This window comes from Collinsella sp. AF28-5AC (assembly GCF_003457875.1).
In the GTDB taxonomy this organism is placed as follows: domain Bacteria; phylum Actinomycetota; class Coriobacteriia; order Coriobacteriales; family Coriobacteriaceae; genus Collinsella.
In genome coordinates, this window is record NZ_QRTA01000001.1 from 358,999 (window position 1) to 373,714 (window position 14,716).

General features: G+C 55.6%; 13 protein-coding genes, 1 tRNA gene and 1 pseudogene. 12 read left to right on the top strand and 3 right to left on the bottom strand.

The window, feature by feature from the left end; all coding sequences use genetic code 11:
- Positions 1-31 precede the first annotated feature (31 nt).
- Positions 32-108: transfer RNA gene (locus tag DWZ01_RS01615), tRNA-Pro, on the top strand.
- A gap of 520 nt (positions 109-628) precedes the next feature.
- On the opposite strand, the gene DWZ01_RS01620 is transcribed toward DWZ01_RS01615, so the two are convergent.
- A complete protein-coding gene (locus tag DWZ01_RS01620; protein ID WP_199412360.1) occupies positions 629-1,498 on the bottom strand; it encodes a Dam family site-specific DNA-(adenine-N6)-methyltransferase in 870 nt (289 codons plus the stop codon).
- A gap of 162 nt (positions 1,499-1,660) precedes the next feature.
- Here DWZ01_RS01620 and DWZ01_RS01625 point away from each other — a divergent pair, with 162 nt between their 5' ends.
- Both DWZ01_RS01625 and DWZ01_RS01630 read left to right on the top strand, forming a co-directional pair.
- Positions 1,661-2,608, top strand: a complete 948-nt coding sequence (locus DWZ01_RS01625; protein WP_117847739.1) for a DUF6273 domain-containing protein — start codon at positions 1,661-1,663, stop codon at positions 2,606-2,608.
- A 475-nt stretch (positions 2,609-3,083) separates the two neighbouring features.
- Positions 3,084-3,929, top strand: coding sequence for a hypothetical protein (locus DWZ01_RS01630; RefSeq protein WP_147332605.1), 846 nt, complete (start codon positions 3,084-3,086; stop codon positions 3,927-3,929).
- 184 nt (positions 3,930-4,113) lie between these two features.
- Here the strand turns inward: DWZ01_RS01630 and DWZ01_RS01635 are convergent, their stop codons facing one another.
- Together DWZ01_RS01635 and DWZ01_RS01640 are read right to left on the bottom strand one after the other, a co-directional pair.
- Positions 4,114-4,365, bottom strand: a complete 252-nt coding sequence (locus tag DWZ01_RS01635; protein WP_117847743.1) for a hypothetical protein — start codon at positions 4,363-4,365, stop codon at positions 4,114-4,116.
- 107 nt (positions 4,366-4,472) lie between these two features.
- Positions 4,473-4,931 carry a PBECR4 domain-containing protein gene (locus DWZ01_RS01640; RefSeq protein WP_117847745.1) on the bottom strand — a complete coding sequence of 153 codons (459 nt, stop codon included), beginning with the start codon at positions 4,929-4,931 and terminating at the stop codon, positions 4,473-4,475.
- A gap of 1,199 nt (positions 4,932-6,130) precedes the next feature.
- On the opposite strand from DWZ01_RS01640, the gene DWZ01_RS01645 reads away from it, so the two are divergent.
- The 9 genes and pseudogenes from DWZ01_RS01645 to DWZ01_RS01685 all read left to right on the top strand — a co-directional run bounded on the left by DWZ01_RS01645 (position 6,131) and on the right by DWZ01_RS01685 (position 14,713).
- Positions 6,131-8,017, top strand: a complete 1,887-nt coding sequence (locus tag DWZ01_RS01645) for a DEAD/DEAH box helicase (RefSeq protein ID WP_158556970.1) — start codon at positions 6,131-6,133, stop codon at positions 8,015-8,017.
- Positions 8,018-8,365: 348 nt separating this feature from the next.
- Entirely contained in the window at positions 8,366-8,641 is a 276-nt protein-coding gene (locus DWZ01_RS11035) for a Flp family type IVb pilin (RefSeq protein ID WP_117847750.1), read from the top strand.
- Positions 8,611-8,805 (top strand): annotated as a pseudogene (locus DWZ01_RS11040) (hypothetical protein); the annotation flags it as partial. The gene DWZ01_RS11035 and the pseudogene DWZ01_RS11040, both read left to right, overlap by 31 nt.
- A 105-nt stretch (positions 8,806-8,910) precedes the next feature.
- The gene (locus tag DWZ01_RS01660; RefSeq protein WP_117847752.1) at positions 8,911-9,414 is read left to right on the top strand and encodes a DUF192 domain-containing protein; all 504 of its coding nucleotides are present in this window, start codon (positions 8,911-8,913) and stop codon (positions 9,412-9,414) included.
- Between the two features lie 445 nt (positions 9,415-9,859).
- Entirely contained in the window at positions 9,860-10,804 is a 945-nt protein-coding gene (locus DWZ01_RS01665; RefSeq protein ID WP_117847754.1) for a BspA family leucine-rich repeat surface protein, read from the top strand.
- 222 nt (positions 10,805-11,026) lie between these two features.
- Entirely contained in the window at positions 11,027-11,968 is a 942-nt protein-coding gene (locus tag DWZ01_RS01670) for a DUF6273 domain-containing protein (protein WP_117847756.1), read from the top strand.
- Positions 11,969-12,028: 60 nt separating this feature from the next.
- Positions 12,029-12,526, top strand: a complete 498-nt coding sequence (locus DWZ01_RS01675) for a hypothetical protein (RefSeq protein WP_117847758.1) — start codon at positions 12,029-12,031, stop codon at positions 12,524-12,526.
- 434 nt (positions 12,527-12,960) lie between these two features.
- Positions 12,961-14,199, top strand: coding sequence for an RNA-directed DNA polymerase (locus DWZ01_RS01680; protein ID WP_147332606.1), 1,239 nt, complete (start codon positions 12,961-12,963; stop codon positions 14,197-14,199).
- Positions 14,200-14,356: 157 nt separating this feature from the next.
- Positions 14,357-14,713: a hypothetical protein gene (locus tag DWZ01_RS01685; RefSeq protein WP_117847762.1), complete on the top strand. Its 357-nt coding sequence runs from the start codon at positions 14,357-14,359 to the stop codon at positions 14,711-14,713.
- The last annotated feature ends 3 nt before the right edge of the window (positions 14,714-14,716 follow it).

A 14,716-nucleotide genomic window follows, 5' to 3' on the forward strand; every position in this document is an offset into this window, starting at 1 on the left:
CGAGCGAGAGCAGAGCAACAAACAAAAGCTTCGGGACGTGGCGCAGCTTGGTAGCGCACTTGACTGGGGGTCAAGGGGTCGCTGGTTCGAATCCAGTCGTCCCGACCAGAAGTTTGCAGGTCAGGCACCTAGTGCCTGACCTTTTTTTATCAGGAATCAACAAGGTAATCAAAAAAGAATCAACGGCTGTTTTTTAGCTAATAAGGACATGCCCATCTACCTGCGGTTTTGTAGAATCGCAGTTTTAATGGATCCCCCCTTCACTTCTATTCCAAATTTCTGAATCTACTGATTCCGCATATGTAATCTATTACGCCTGTATTCTTCTACATACGCGAAACCCATCCGCCTGCGCCTAGCTACTGCGGCTAGTTGCGCCGTGCGCCTATGACGAAACACCTTGAAACGGCGCAATGCGGCTTGACAATCGGACGTCTTTTAGCTTGGGTATGCTTACGAGATCCTTGCCCGCAGCTGATGCCGCCAGAAACGAGCCAGAATCCGAAATACGAGGAGTATAACGGAATTCACCCACCCTCCACGACCGTCTCGTATGTAGCCCCATAAATCGCTCCTGATGGGCTAGGGCGGGGGATTGCGGTATTAGTCACCGCCCTGCGAGGCTCCCTCATTCCGCCTCATAGTTCGTCAGCAGTACCTCGACCACGGGCCTATGCTTACCGTTGACGATATAGGCATGGTCGGTGTAGGAGACGTGGCAATCCGACCAAAGCGAGCCGATGAGCTCATTGCTCCGGTAGTCGTTGTGCGACCACGAGGAAACCATGAACCTGCACCCGCTTTCCATGAGCGAATCGTGCAGCCCCTTTTCCTTCTCCTCGTCCCAGGTGTCGAAATAGGTGCTCGTGAGTCCGATATAGGGCGGATCGCAGTAAATGAGGGATTTGCTAGGAGCGGCATCTATGGCGTCCCCGTAGTCCATGGTCAGAAACTCCCAATCATTCTCGGCGATCTTTGCTTGGACTTGCTCGACCTGGTTCACGATCTTCGTGACGTACGCCTTGGAGAAACGGTTGTCGTTGTGCCCATAGGGGACGTTGTAGCGGTGCTGGCGGTTAAACCTCATGAGGCCGTTGAAGCATGACCGGTTGAGGAAGAGAAAATCGTAAGGGTCATGCGATTCGTTGAACCGGTCGCGGACCTCATAGTAGTAATCCCCCCCCCTCGATTTCAGGCGTGCGCCTTCGGATTCAAGGAACTTCCTACAGCCGGCGGCGGTGAGCTGTCCGTCCTGGATGGACCGATAGAAGTCGATGATATGGACGTTCGTGTCCGAGAACAGTGCCCGCCTCGGGGCGAGGTTGAAGCCGACGACGTCCGAGCCCATGAACGGCTCGACCCAGACCGTCCAGGCAGCGGATGGGGCGCACCGCGCGATCCACGGGACGAGCTTCGTCTTGATGCCCTGTGTCTTGATGGGCGGGACGTGGACCTTCTCGGCGCCCTTCATGTTTTCTGCACCTGCGGACTGAGCCATGGAATTGTCCTCTCAACGGAACTACGTCCCGAGACTTTCCCACGGTTCAGATAACCCAAGTTGACTAATGCCGCTGCGGCACGTTATGCCCTAATCTGTTTGGCCCATAGTAACTTCCTGCATGCAATATCAATCCCCATACGAAGGGAGTGTCGCCTATGCATGCAGCGGCAAATAACCTTCGGGGGGGGGGTATCTCCTAGAAATACCCGCCTCCGAGGACAGTCAATCATCGAGTACGTCCTGATCATCGCCGTCATCTCGCTCGTCGTTGTCTTCGCCGGCCCCGCCGTCGCAGGTGCCATCCGCAATCAGTTCAACCTGGTGGGCAACACGGTGAACAGCGGGACGACAGGCGGCACCGAGGGAGGCGGCGCGTCCGGCGGGGCCGATTCCGCGACCGTCCAGGCGGCCATCGCCAAGGACGCGAAGGACTGGACGCTGGATGAGCAGAAGGCCGTGGCCGAGGACATCGCCGCCAAGGGAGAGGCCTCGCCTGCGTATTCCAAGGCCAAGGCGGTCATGGACGCAGGCACGATATTCTCTACCAAGCTGACGAACGGTCAGACGCTCGCGTACCGTATAGTTGGCATCAACCACGATGACCTTGCGGACGGCTCCGGCAAGGCCGGTTTGACGTTCGAGGCGACAAACGATGCTATGGGCAGACAGCGTATGAACGCCGAGTTTACCAACGCCGGCGGATGGGAGAAGTCGGAGCTCCGCGGCCGCCTCAGCTCCGGCGACCTCTGGGCGCTTTTGCCCTCCGAGCTCCAGTCCAAGGTGAAGGCCGTCACGAAGATGACCGATAACAAGGGCGGCGGCAGCGCCGGCACCCCCTCGGCCACGACCGACAAGGTCTTCCTGCTCTCGACGGCGGAAATCTATGGTGACCTCCAGTCCGATGGCAGCCAGTACGAGTACTACAAATCCAAGCGCGTGACGACGTCGAACCATTACGAGGCTTCATCGTCGAGCAAGTATCACTGGACTCGTTCTGTTGACCCGAACAAATCCACGAGCTTCTATTATGTCCTCGATAGCGGCACCTTGATCAGCTACTACGGCTCGGCGAACGCCTTCCACTTGTTTCCCGCTTTCTGCTTCTAGCCCGTCTAGTGAAAAGCCCGCGTAGCCTGTGCGGGCTTTTCTATTGGCAAGCCAACATGATTGCCGTAGCGGCAACGGCCAATCCGAACTATGCGCCTCCTGTACGTTGACTTAAACAAGGTGAGCAGAAAGGTGTCCTATGGCTTCGAAATGCGCGGGACGGGGCGTGCCGTTCGGATATGACCCACAAACTGATAGGTTTGTATGGTTGAGCTCGGTACCGCTCGACAGGTACGGAGAGCGCTGCGGGCTCGTCTGCCCGTCCTGTGGCGGCAAACTGCAGGCCGTGCGGACTGCGACAAATACGCCTCACCCGTACTACAAGTGCTTCAGGCACTCTTCGCTGTCCTCGTGTGGCGGAGGTTTCGAGTCGCAGCTGCATAGGGCAGTTAAGTCTCTTCTGGCCGACTCGGTCGGCAGGGAGTTCCGCCTCCCGATGGTCTCCTTGGCGGACGCCGCGCCGCACGCGTCGAGGATGAGCGATTCCGGACGATGGGTTCACGATTGGCGGCAGACTTTCGAACAGGACGACCGCTGCGTCTATCCGGAGATCTGGGTGCCGTACTCGGCGAGAAAATGCACCATCGAGGCCGTTGAGCTTGAGACGACTCAGGAAAACGGCCTGCGCCCAGATGCCGTCCTGACACTGAAAGATAGCCGTGGGGATCTCGGCAGGGTTGCGGTTGAAATTCGCGTGGAGCACCAAAAGTCGCTGGAAGACGCAGTAAAGTTTAGCGAGATCGGTCTGGACGTTATCGAGATAAATTTTGGCGGTATCGATTTGACCTCGGAGGATTGCGAATCATTGCTCCAGAGGATCGTATTCGGTGATCTGTCCCCGAGATGTCAGCGAGATAGGCGCCGCGAATGGCTTTGGACTGCAAGGGCTGTATCGGTGCTGGATAATTACCATCCCTATGTAGACCAATCTGGTTTTTCTAAAAGTGAAAGGGCTCAGTTTCCATATATCGGCAGACATGCCCACATTGCCGTGGCAAAGGGTATCGGGAAGCAGGATTGGGGCAATCAGCCTCGCCTGACTTGGGAGGATTTGACTCGTCTATGCGATATCGTAGACGAGATCGATAGGGAGGCGGATTCCGAGGTCGAGGGACCGGAGCTCGATTACTTCGGAACGATTGAAACGGATGCGGAATCGTACGATATGGCTGACGGGCAGGAAGATCAAGCTGTTCAACCAGATGAGAATGCAGCCGATGAATCCGATGGCTCTAACTCTGATTGGTCGAAAGGGAAAACCGACAAGAAACGATGGTGGCAGCGCAATCCCTTGAGCCGTTTCCTGAGCAGGTTCAAATAGCCGCCTTGCTTAAGCGCCATACCGATGACAGCTTGACTGTTAGCTGATATATCCGCCGTTGCATGTACTGACTTCATGTCACTCTAATCGGACTTCCCATAGAGAGGGGATGACCCAATGCACGGGTGCCATCTCAACGGCGGAGGGCTCAGGGGGCAACAGGACACTCGGCCTTCGAGAGTATTTATTTCGAGAGGCTCGTTTCGATTTCCGCGCGGCGGGCGTTGATTCGATTGCACTCCTCGGCATACTCCGTGGCGTATTCCGAAATGTCATAGAGCGATTCGAAATCCTTGTCGAAAAGCCGATCGCATAATTCAGGATATTTATTCTTTAGCGCTACTTCATTTCCGCAGCTCAACAGTATCGAGGCAAGGGAAGAAGAGTGGATTTCGGTGAGATTTTCGTCTAAAAATTCAATGACCGAATAGGACATTTCGTCATTCCTGCGCGAGAGGATGATAGCGATAGGCTCAACCGTGCCAACCGACTTTTCTTGGAGTTCGATATCGCTCAGGAGTTGAAGGCTTGTAGGGGCGAAGGTTACCGGCCCCGATTCTTTGAACCGATGTGAATCGCGCCAATTGCGAAGCCTGCTTTTGATTCGGATATCCAAATCTCAGCGTTAACTTTTGAGCGACGCTTGTTGACTGCACTCACATGTGTTGCGGTGGAACCGAATTCATTTAGGAATTTGGCTGCGATTGTTTTCATCTTAAACTTAGGCGCGATGCTATAGCCGAGGTCTTGGGGTTTAAGATTGCCTGCAATCGCTCGGGCATACACCTCATGAGGTTTGATTCGGCAATTGTGTTTGTCGATGCCCGCGAGATGACTGAAGTTGCCAGCAGAAAATGACACTTCGAGAAAACGAAGTGTCTTTGTACCGAAGCAAATAAGAAAAGATTTGCCATTCAAATTCTTATCGAACTGCTGGGCTAGTGAAATTATTGCTTCAGCTTCTTCCTTGCCGGCTAGACGCCCATAGCTGTTGCTTCTCATGAGGTGCCTCCTTTTTGGGAAAACTACCTCAATCGCTGAAACTGTCGTTATCGGTGCCGCAGTGGCAATATCTACTCTCTAAACAAATAAGGGCGCTTTCGCGCCCTTATTGATTCTCGGTTGCTGCCTGCCAGTCTGCTCTCCTAAACCGAAGTCTAGACGCGGGGGCTTAGGCCCCTAGGCTTGAACGTACTCGAGGTCAAGCTCTCCAGGCGCGTCCACGTACACCGCGCCGAACGTCAGGTTTACCAGCCGAGCCTGGGTTCCTTTCGGAACACCTTCATTATACCCTGGTAAGTCTAGGTGATCAATATCGTTTAGGAGAGATTTCAATCTAATCTCGATTTCGACGTCTCCCCATCCACTCAGTCAAACATGTGGGGCGCCCCAAAAAGGCGCCCCTCAGTAAAGCAAGTTGTTTTCATCACTCATATCGTGAACCCACATCGTCCTATTTATCCCTTCCGCTCCTTCCTGCCCTTCTACCTACCCGCTAGCCCTCTACCTGTGCCGAGCCGCCATATAATCCTCACCGCAGCAATGGTTTATCCGTCGCCCAAATCAACTCGGTCATGACAACCCCAACCAATCATTTCCCCAGCTCATCGCTACCGTCCTCTTCAGACTCCCGATACCGAACCGTCTCCACATCATGTTCAAACTCCACGTAAAATCTACCTGCTTGAAAATCGCCTGCCCGCGCGTCTATCAGCCTGATTAGACCCCAGTCATTCACTCGAACACATCCCCGAACGCGACCCCGCGCTATCTGCCCGCCGCCTCGACATCTACCTCGACAACTGAATATCGCCCGACTGGCTATTCTTGACCTATCCGGTTGCCTGCCGCGCGACCCGACGCCTGATCAGCATCGGTAAGCGCCGAGCGCGGAGGACGTGGCCACTAAGGGCCTGAAAGAGTCCGCAAGTGCTCAAAACTTGGCGAAAGGCGCAAAGGATGACGGAATTCTTCGGATACCGAGTACCCAAGCGGGGTCGATTTAGGCGGTTTTAGCAGACTACGTCTCCTGCCAGCGATTACCCCCGAGAGGGAAAGGATTTCATAGCGTTCCGTAATTCAATGCGACCGATTGCCGCCCGGACAAGGGACCGGACTTCATGGCCACATGCCGCGAGTCCATAAACGCAAATTACCCATACCACGGATTCGCGGCAAGGCCTCCATGGGATAGGAGCCACATGTCCGCGAGCGGTTTGAAATTAAGAGACTACCAAGCGGAATGTATCGATATAATCGACAACCTAGACGGCGGCGCCCATCTGGTGCAGATGGCAACCGGCTTGGGCAAGACCGTCACGTTCGCGAACATCCACAGACACGGCCGAATGCTGATTCTGTCCCATAGGGACGAGCTGGTGGCGCAGCCGGTCAAGTATTTCGATTGCCCCGTGGGAATTGAGAAAGCCGAAAGGCATTCGGATGGCGAGCCAGTCGTCTCCGGTTCGGTACAGACCCTATCGCGCGGCACCCGCCTCGAGCGGAACTTCAAGCCGGGTGATTTCGACCTCATCGTGACTGACGAGGCGCACCACGCCTCAGCACACACCTATCGCAAGATAATCGACTATCTGCAACCCCGTCTCCACATCGGTTTCACGGCGACGCCGAACCGAGGCGACGGTAGGGGACTGGACGATATCTTCGAGGATATCGTCTTCCAGCGTGACCTCCTCTGGGGTATCCGCCGCGGGTACCTCTGCGATATCGACTGCATGCAGGTCGAGGTCGAATGGTCCACCGCTGGCGTGAAGCGCGTGGCGGGAGACTTCCAGTTGAGTGCCCTGAACGATGCCGTGAACCGTCCGAAATCGAACGCGCAGGTCGCCGAGGCATACCGCCGATTCCATCGCGGGCAGACCCTCATGTTCGCCTCATCGGTGCAGCACGCCTATGCGCTTGCCGAGCTCATCGAGGGCGCGGTGGTTGTCGACGGCAAGACCCCGATGGACGAGCGACGTCAGATCATCGAGGACTTCACCGCCCGCAAGATCCCCGTCCTCATCAATTTCGGCGTATTCACCGAGGGTACCGACATGCCCCTCATCGAGACGATCCTACTGGCCCGACCGACGCGAAACTCAACCCTCTATACGCAGATGGTCGGGCGCGGCTTGCGTCTCTACGAGGACCCCGAAACGGGGTACAAGAAACAGAACCTGCTCCTGATAGACTGCGTGGGCGATTCCGACAAGAACGATATCTGCACGGCTCCGAGCCTGATCGGCATCGACCCGAGTGACCTCGATGAGAACGAGAAAAAGGCCGTCCGTGGCCCCCTGTCGGGCATGCGCGACCGTATCGAGGCATCCGAGGACACTCCCGAAGGATGGGTCCTTTCCGTCCGCAAGGTCGACCTCACATCATCGAGCCAGAATATCGCTTGGATTCGCCGCGCAGACGGCTCGAAGGTCATCCGAGGCAAGGGCTGGTCGGTTCGCATGCACGCCCCCGATATCCTCTACCGCGTCACGGTCGATTTCAACGGCAACAACAAGACCGTCCGTGAATATGACGATGAGACTGAAGCCGAGGCCGCAGTTCGACGCTGGTTAGACCACTATCCCGTACCCTCCCAAGACAGATCCCTATGGGATACTGAATCTGTCAAGAAATGGGGCAACAAGCCCGCCTCCAGCGCCCAAATCGGCCAAATCAGGCGCATGCTCGGCGATGATGCCGAAGCGATCGATGTCGAGCACCTAACGAAGCGCGAGGCGGCTGCGGTTCTGGATAACGCATTCGAGAAGCAGGAAAAGGCCTTCGCCGAGATCTATGGTTTGTGTCCCAAGTGCGGTCAGGCTCTAAAACTTACCAAGAACAAGAAATCCTTCACCTGTACGTCGAACCACTGGTCGCTAGACGGATCATGGACGCTGGTTTCGGGATGTGGAACGACCTTCAAGGTGAGAGCCGACGGCCATTGCATAAAACCCGCCGACCTCAAGGCGATTCAAGTGAATGGCTTCTACGTATGGCGCGGTAAGAAATACGCTTTCGAACCCGCTCGAAACCTCGGCAGCTTCAGCAGCATCAGATGCATCGGCGATGCCGACGATGACTCCTGATTGAGCCACGACCCTCACACTCCACAACTCAAACCCTTTCAGTCCTTACGACCGAGCAGCGTCACGTCCCTACTCGATTGGAATGATTTTCAGCAGCATCCTCACTGACTGATTTCTTTAGTCATCTTCCTCAAACTAAACGTGGTGACCCATCAAATCCTTACGCCTAAGCTATACACTTGCAACGGTCAACTGGATTGATTTCCAGTATTTCCCCTCACTAACTGATTCACTTAGTCATCCCTCAATTCCCACCATTGCCGCAGCGGCAAGACAGGCTGCGTCTCCAGTACCGCATCGTACGCTCCCGCATGCAATATCAATCCCCATACGAAGGGAGTGTCGCAAATGCATGCAGCGGCAATTTCGCCTCGGGGGGGGGTCGCTCCTAAGACGACCCGCCTCAGAGGCCAGTCAATCATCGAGTACGTCCTGATCGCGGCCGTCATCGGTTTGGTAGTGATCTTCGCCGGCGCTCAGGTCTCGAGCGCGATCCGAAACCAATTCAACCAGGTGACCAACACGGTCGACTCCGGCACGTCCGGCGATAGCTTCATGAGCGCGGAGGAGAAGGCCTACCGCGAGACGGCACCCAGTACGAGTACTACAAATCCAAGGGTGTGACGGAGAAGAACTATTCCGGTGCTTCTTCGGGCTACGATCACTGGACTCGTTCCGTGCATCCGAACGGCTCCACTTACTTTCACCTTGTCTACGACAACGGTAACTTGTACAACATTGGCCACGCGAAGGACAACTTCTACGTCTTCCCCGCTTTCTGCTTCTAGCCAACCCAACTAGCCCCAAATTGCCGCAACGGCAAATCAGCCTCGCTTGACCCCATGACCTCTATCTTCAAACCATCAAAGACTTTGGTTTGAAAGGATACCTTCATGGCAGATAGTGAGGCTCACCTGTTCGACGCAGCCGGAAACAACATCGGCTCCTACAAACTCGAGGTGATGGACACCTTCTGGAAGCGCTTCATGGGGCTGATGGGGCGCCCCGAGATTCCTATCGGCGATGCCGCATTGTTCCGCAAATGCTCTTCAATCCACATGTTCTTTATGAAGATTCCCCTCGATGTCATATGGTACGGCCCGGCAACGCCAGATAGTCACGCACCTGTCTTGGCGGTATCGAGGGCCATCAAGCCTTGGCAATTGTCGTTCGGCCCGAAGCACACTCAGGGATGCCTCGAAGTGGCTGCCGGTACCGTCCCCATGAACCTCGATTCAATTGAGATCCTAACAGCATCTTCCGGCCGGCCAAAAGCAACCGTGATCCCTCCCGACTACCGAGATGTCGTACGAGATCACATCCAAGTGACCAGATGCTCCGATACCGTGGCTCACCTAGGTGGTGCCACCGCGCTTCTGCATAGCCGTGCCCTTTAGAAATACCTACACGCTACCTAGTCGTTGCTGATGACCAACACAGCTGTCATGGTTCATTCGATTGATTTTCAGGAGTTTATTCTCCCAGGCTGATTTCTTTAGTCATTTCCCTCAATTTGAACAAGCCAAACCATTCAAGCCTTGCGCCTGAGCAACGCAATCAATACGGTCAACCGTATTGATTATCAATATCATCTCTCATTGACTGATTTCTTTAGCCATTCTCAAACCCAGAGTACAGCCGCCATCCTTGCCGCAGCGGCACATCGGTTCCATGCGGCACGTCGCGGGCTACGCTTCCCCATGATTTCAAAGCAAACCGAGAGGAGCCGCACATGAACGCAGCGGAAAATCCTTTCGGGGGGGGGTATCTCCGAGATTTACCCGCCGCCCGAAGGGGCAGTCGACGGTAGAGTGCGTCCTGGTCATCGCGATCATCGTCCTGGTGGTGCTGATCGCGGGGCCGTGGGTCTCGTCCGCCATCAGGAACCAGTTCAACCTCGTGACAGGGGCGATCGGGTCGGGCACCACGGGCGAGAACTTCTACGAGCCCGAGGACATCCCCGACCCCAACAAGGGTACCGCGTTCGCGGTCTACTCAGCCGATGACAATAGCCTCATGTTCTACAAGCGCCGCGGTGTGCCCAAGGCGGGAGACATGTTCAACTACCGCAGGGTGACCGATGTTTACACGGGGTTCGAGACGGGGGCGTATACGCTTGTCGAGACTCCTACCAACCGATATGGCTCGTCGACCGCTCCTTGGGCGACGCATCAATCGCACATTGAGGCGGTCAAGATCGTAGATAATGGCATCGCCCCTAAAAGCGTAAGCGTTTGGTTTTCGAACATGACTAAGCTCAAGTCCGTTGATGTCGCACGGCTTGATACATCCAAATGCACCCAGATGGCCGATACTTTCTTCATGGTGACACAGTTGCAGTCACTCAATCTTTCCTCATGGGATGTCTCGAGTACATACAACTTCAGCTGCATGTTCCAAGAGTGCCATTCGCTAAAGAACCTTGATATTCGAGGTTGGTCTGCGCACCCTGATAAAGCAGGGCTGTTCGGGATGTTTTTCGACTGCTTATCCCTGCAATCCCTCGACCTTTCGGGCTTCGATCTCGCTTCGGCGGCCGATGCCAACAAGATGTTCGGCCATTGCCAATCCTTATCGAAAGTTTCCCTTGGTCTTAATTGGAAATGGGTCATCTGTGATGATGGCGAAGGTACTAACTCATATCTTCCGACTCCCTCAGCCGACACCATCCCCGGTGCCGACGGTAAGTGGTATAGCGTTTCGTCTGGCAGGGGATACACACCGCAGGGCATCCCGAGCAACACTGCCGATACCTACGTTGCGTCTAGGGGTATGCTTTCACGATAGGGGAGACCCTAGATAGTACCCCGCGCGGGCGCACCGTGATACTTCCAGATTTTCCGTTTGACTACCCGTGTAGCTGTGCAGGCAGATAGTTATGTAGTTCGGTAGGCGTGCAGTCCAGCACGGTCGAAAACGCCATTGCCGCAGCGGCAAGACCGCCACAAAACCCCGCGCCACACCTACCCTTGGCTCGTATCTACCAACCCTGAGCGAAGGGAGCCGCATATGCATGCAGCGGCATTTTCGCCTCGAGAGGGCGTATCTCCTAGGAGTGCCCGCCTTCGAGGCCAATCTATCATCGAGTACGTCCTGATTATCGCCCTCATCGGCCTGGTGATCGTGTTTGCAGGCCCAGGTGTAGCCGGCGCCATCCGCAACCAGTTCAACCAGGTTACGAACACGGTCGATTCCGGCACAGACGGCGGCAATTTCATGAGCGCGGAGGAAAAGGCCTATCAGGAGGCCATGAAGACCGTCGTGAACAAGGACGCCAAGGACTGGACGCTCGATGAGCAGAAGGCCGCTGCAACCGACATCGCCAAGAACGGCACGTCCTCGGTTGTCTACGCCAAGGCCAAGGCCGCGATGGACGCGGGGACGAAGTTCTCCACCAAACTGACGGATGGCAAGACGCTCGAATACCGCATCGTCGGTATCAACCATGACGATCTCGCCGATGGTTCCGGCAAGGCGGGCCTGACGTTCGAGGCGACTAATTCTGCACTGGGTTACCAGAAAATGAACGCTACGAATACCAACGCCGGTGGCTGGGAGAAGTCGGAACTCCGCGGCCGTCTCAACAGCGGTGACCTCTGGTCGCTTTTGCCTGCCGAACTACAGTCCAAGGTGAAGGCTGTCAAGAAATTGACCGATAACCAAGCCGGCGGCAAGGCCGGTACTCCCACCGCCACGACCGACAAGGTCTTCCTGCTCTCGGCGACCGAGGTCTGGGGCGATATGCAGTCCGACGGCACCCAGTACGAGTACTACAAATCCAAAGGCGTGACGACGTCGAACTACTCCGGAGCTTCGTCGGGCTACAGTCACTGGACTCGTTCCGTGTCTCCGAGCCACTCCACGTACTTCCGCTATGTCTATTACAGCGGCGACTGGAGCGGCAATTTAGCGACGAACGCCTACTGCGTGTTCCCCGCTTTCTCCTTCTAATCTACGCCCCTGAACCCCTCTGGCATTCGCCGGAGGGGTTCCTTCCCAGTTGGAGGCTCCATGGTTCCCAAAAGTAGACAAACCGAATCGGTCTCGACTGAATATCTTCGACAGGCGCGGATTGTCTGGCGTGAACTCATATCTATAGCCAAGAAACTCCCGAAATCCCGTGCCTTCACCGAGACGCAGTACATCTGCCGCGCTGGTTACGACCTGATGCAGGCAGCCGCCGAGGCTGATGGAATCTACGTTATGACGGTTGAGGAAAGCGCACAGAGGCTTGCCCTTCTGAATGATGCTTACGGGCGGCTTTGTCTCATCGGTATGTTCATCGATGCCTGGCTGGACGATATGCCCCAAGTTATCTATACCGAGCAAGACGCTGGGGGAGCCGAGGTGGGAGTTTCCAAGCCCTTCGTGAAGATGAGTCGGCTCGAATCGCTTGCAGGCACCGTTTCTACCGCCATGAAGGTGACAAAGGGAGCCATAAAGGCAGAGCGTATGCGTCTGAAATCATTTGATTCCAAATCGGATGCAAGTCTGGTTTCTCCCGAGTAGGCTGTTCTCCATCTGGGGTTCATTTTCGTGAATCCCAGATGGTGGGCATCCGTTTTAGCTTCGTCGAGCAACAATCACTGGACTCGTTCCGTGAATCCGAGCAACTCCACGAACTTCCGCTATGTCAATAACAGCGGCGACTGGAACAACAATAAAGCGACGAACACCAACTGCGTGTTCCCCGATTTTCTCCATCTGGTCTGAGTAGCGCACCTCGCGAAAGCGGAATGGTAAAGGAGAAAAGGGGATACCCACCGGTTGGCGCCTTATTCGGCGCTGCGAATACAGGCCCCGGTGATGCAAGATGGGCGGACTTGCCTCTCGAAAGAGACGGCATCTGGATCGCTCCGGCGGTTTTCAGGCACATCGGAATCGGCACCTTGAATCAGGGTGCAGCCGGGGCTTATTGTCAATTTACGGAAGGAGGGAGCTCCTTGAACCGCTCCCAACGGGCAAGGCGGCGCGAACGCCGAGAAAAGCGCCGCCGAGAGCTGAGCCGCGAATCGCTTGCGACGGTGCCGAAAACACCTGAAGACGTTTTCTCTTTCGGAAACCTATATAAGGCGGCTCGAGTATGCGCAAAGGGCACACTATGGAAATCGGCTGCTATGAAGTTCGATAGGTACCGCGCCGTCAACTGCATCCGCCTGCGCGAGAGCTTGCTTGCGGGTAAGTATCGCCGCCAACCCCCAGTCCGTTTCACTCTTTGCGAGCGGGGCAAGATCAGGCACATCGTGGGGCCGCGCTACAAAGATCGCGTCATCCAGCGTTGCCTATGCGATCGCTTTATCGTCCCTATGTTGTCGCGATGTCTCGTCTATTCGAACTCGGCGAGCTTGAAGGGCAAGGGTACCTCCTTCGCACGAAGGCGCTTCGAGCAAGACATGCTTGTTGCACGGGCGAGATTTGGCCCGTACGCTCGGGTTTTCCAATACGACGTCAAGAATTATTTCGGAAGCATCCCCTCGGCTCGGGCGCATGCCGTCCTGTCTGAAATTATCCTGAAGCCCTATCAAGGACGGCCTGAATCGGACTCCATGTCACGCCTTCTCGATATCGCCGCCCTCTATAGCCGCGAATCGGATTTCCTGACATTGGGCAACCAGGTGAACCAGCTTGCGGCGATTGCCTATCTGAACAGGTTGGATCATGCCTTCCACGAGCTTCTCGGGCAAGGCGGGGCGGGTCGCTATATGGATGATGGCTACATTTTTTGCTCTGAAAAAGACTTGCCGCACATCCGCCATCTCTTCTTAGCGAGCCTTGAGTCCCTTGGGCTTCAGCCGAATGCAAAGGCCTGCTTCTCTTCTCGCCTTGATCGGGAATTGGCGTTTCTCAAAATCCGATTCTCTTGTCCTGATGGTCATCCTTGCCGCAGGCTCGCGCGGGTCACCCTAATCCGCTACCGCAGGCACCTCAAGTCCCTCTGCTCGTCTGTGGAATCGCAAGAACTGCCACCGGAGGTCATCAACGCGTCCATCGCGAGCTTCAATGGCGTCCTGTCCGTCTCCACCGCAAGGCACAGACGCACTCTCGAATCGAAAGCCCTGTCACCACTTCGGACATTTATGGACATTCCCGGACAATGTCCTAAAACAGCCCAAAAATGTCCTAAAACGGCCCCAGATGTCCGCAATTGCATACCGTCCGCCGATAACACAGGAAACATATAACGGCGCACCGTTAACTATGTTAGTATCCTAGCTGTCAGGCCGCACCCCAAACGACCTGACGGACAGATAGGATGACGATATGAACACTCTGAGTGAAGGAGGCGGATCCAAATCCGCCTCCGCCCTTTTGCGAAGCGAAAAACCTATAGGAAGCCGAATGTTCTACTTCGAGGACGAGCCGCACGATGACGGCACTTTCGTCCACGAGGCGGTTCAGTCGCTGGTAGGCGAGGTCGTGGATGTCGCTATGCCGTCCCCGTTCAAGGCACGCGGCATGGAAACCGTGCGCATGGAGATTGCCCAAGCATACCCCGCATTTTTCATCGGTCGGCGAGTGAGCGGCCACAAGCGCGGCCTCGTTGTAAGCGTCCGCTATGCCGATATCTCGAGCGGAACCTGTATATCCGACCAGATCTCCACCGCGGTGCGCCGAATTGAGGCATCCCACAGCCGCCCGCAAAGCCATGCGAGTCGCGCGAAGCGTGCGAATTTCATCGCAGACCTTATCGATTAGCGT

What these genes read in the sequence shown, in the direction of transcription:
- DWZ01_RS01685 (WP_117847762.1), top strand. Translation starts at nt 14,357, where the DNA reads ATGTTCTACTTCGAGGACGAGCCGCACGATGACGGCACTTTCGTCCAC.
- DWZ01_RS01645 (WP_158556970.1), top strand. Translation starts at nt 6,131, where the DNA reads ATGTCCGCGAGCGGTTTGAAATTAAGAGACTACCAAGCGGAATGTATC.
- DWZ01_RS01635 (WP_117847743.1), bottom strand. Translation starts at nt 4,365, where the DNA reads ATGTCCTATTCGGTCATTGAATTTTTAGACGAAAATCTCACCGAAATC.
- DWZ01_RS01630 (WP_147332605.1), top strand. Translation starts at nt 3,084, where the DNA reads ATGAGCGATTCCGGACGATGGGTTCACGATTGGCGGCAGACTTTCGAA.
- DWZ01_RS01670 (WP_117847756.1), top strand. Translation starts at nt 11,027, where the DNA reads ATGCATGCAGCGGCATTTTCGCCTCGAGAGGGCGTATCTCCTAGGAGT.
- DWZ01_RS01620 (WP_199412360.1), bottom strand. Translation starts at nt 1,498, where the DNA reads ATGGCTCAGTCCGCAGGTGCAGAAAACATGAAGGGCGCCGAGAAGGTC.
- DWZ01_RS01625 (WP_117847739.1), top strand. Translation starts at nt 1,661, where the DNA reads ATGCAGCGGCAAATAACCTTCGGGGGGGGGGTATCTCCTAGAAATACC.
- DWZ01_RS01640 (WP_117847745.1), bottom strand. Translation starts at nt 4,931, where the DNA reads ATGAGAAGCAACAGCTATGGGCGTCTAGCCGGCAAGGAAGAAGCTGAA.
- DWZ01_RS01660 (WP_117847752.1), top strand. Translation starts at nt 8,911, where the DNA reads ATGGCAGATAGTGAGGCTCACCTGTTCGACGCAGCCGGAAACAACATC.
- DWZ01_RS01675 (WP_117847758.1), top strand. Translation starts at nt 12,029, where the DNA reads ATGGTTCCCAAAAGTAGACAAACCGAATCGGTCTCGACTGAATATCTT.
- DWZ01_RS11035 (WP_117847750.1), top strand. Translation starts at nt 8,366, where the DNA reads ATGCATGCAGCGGCAATTTCGCCTCGGGGGGGGGTCGCTCCTAAGACG.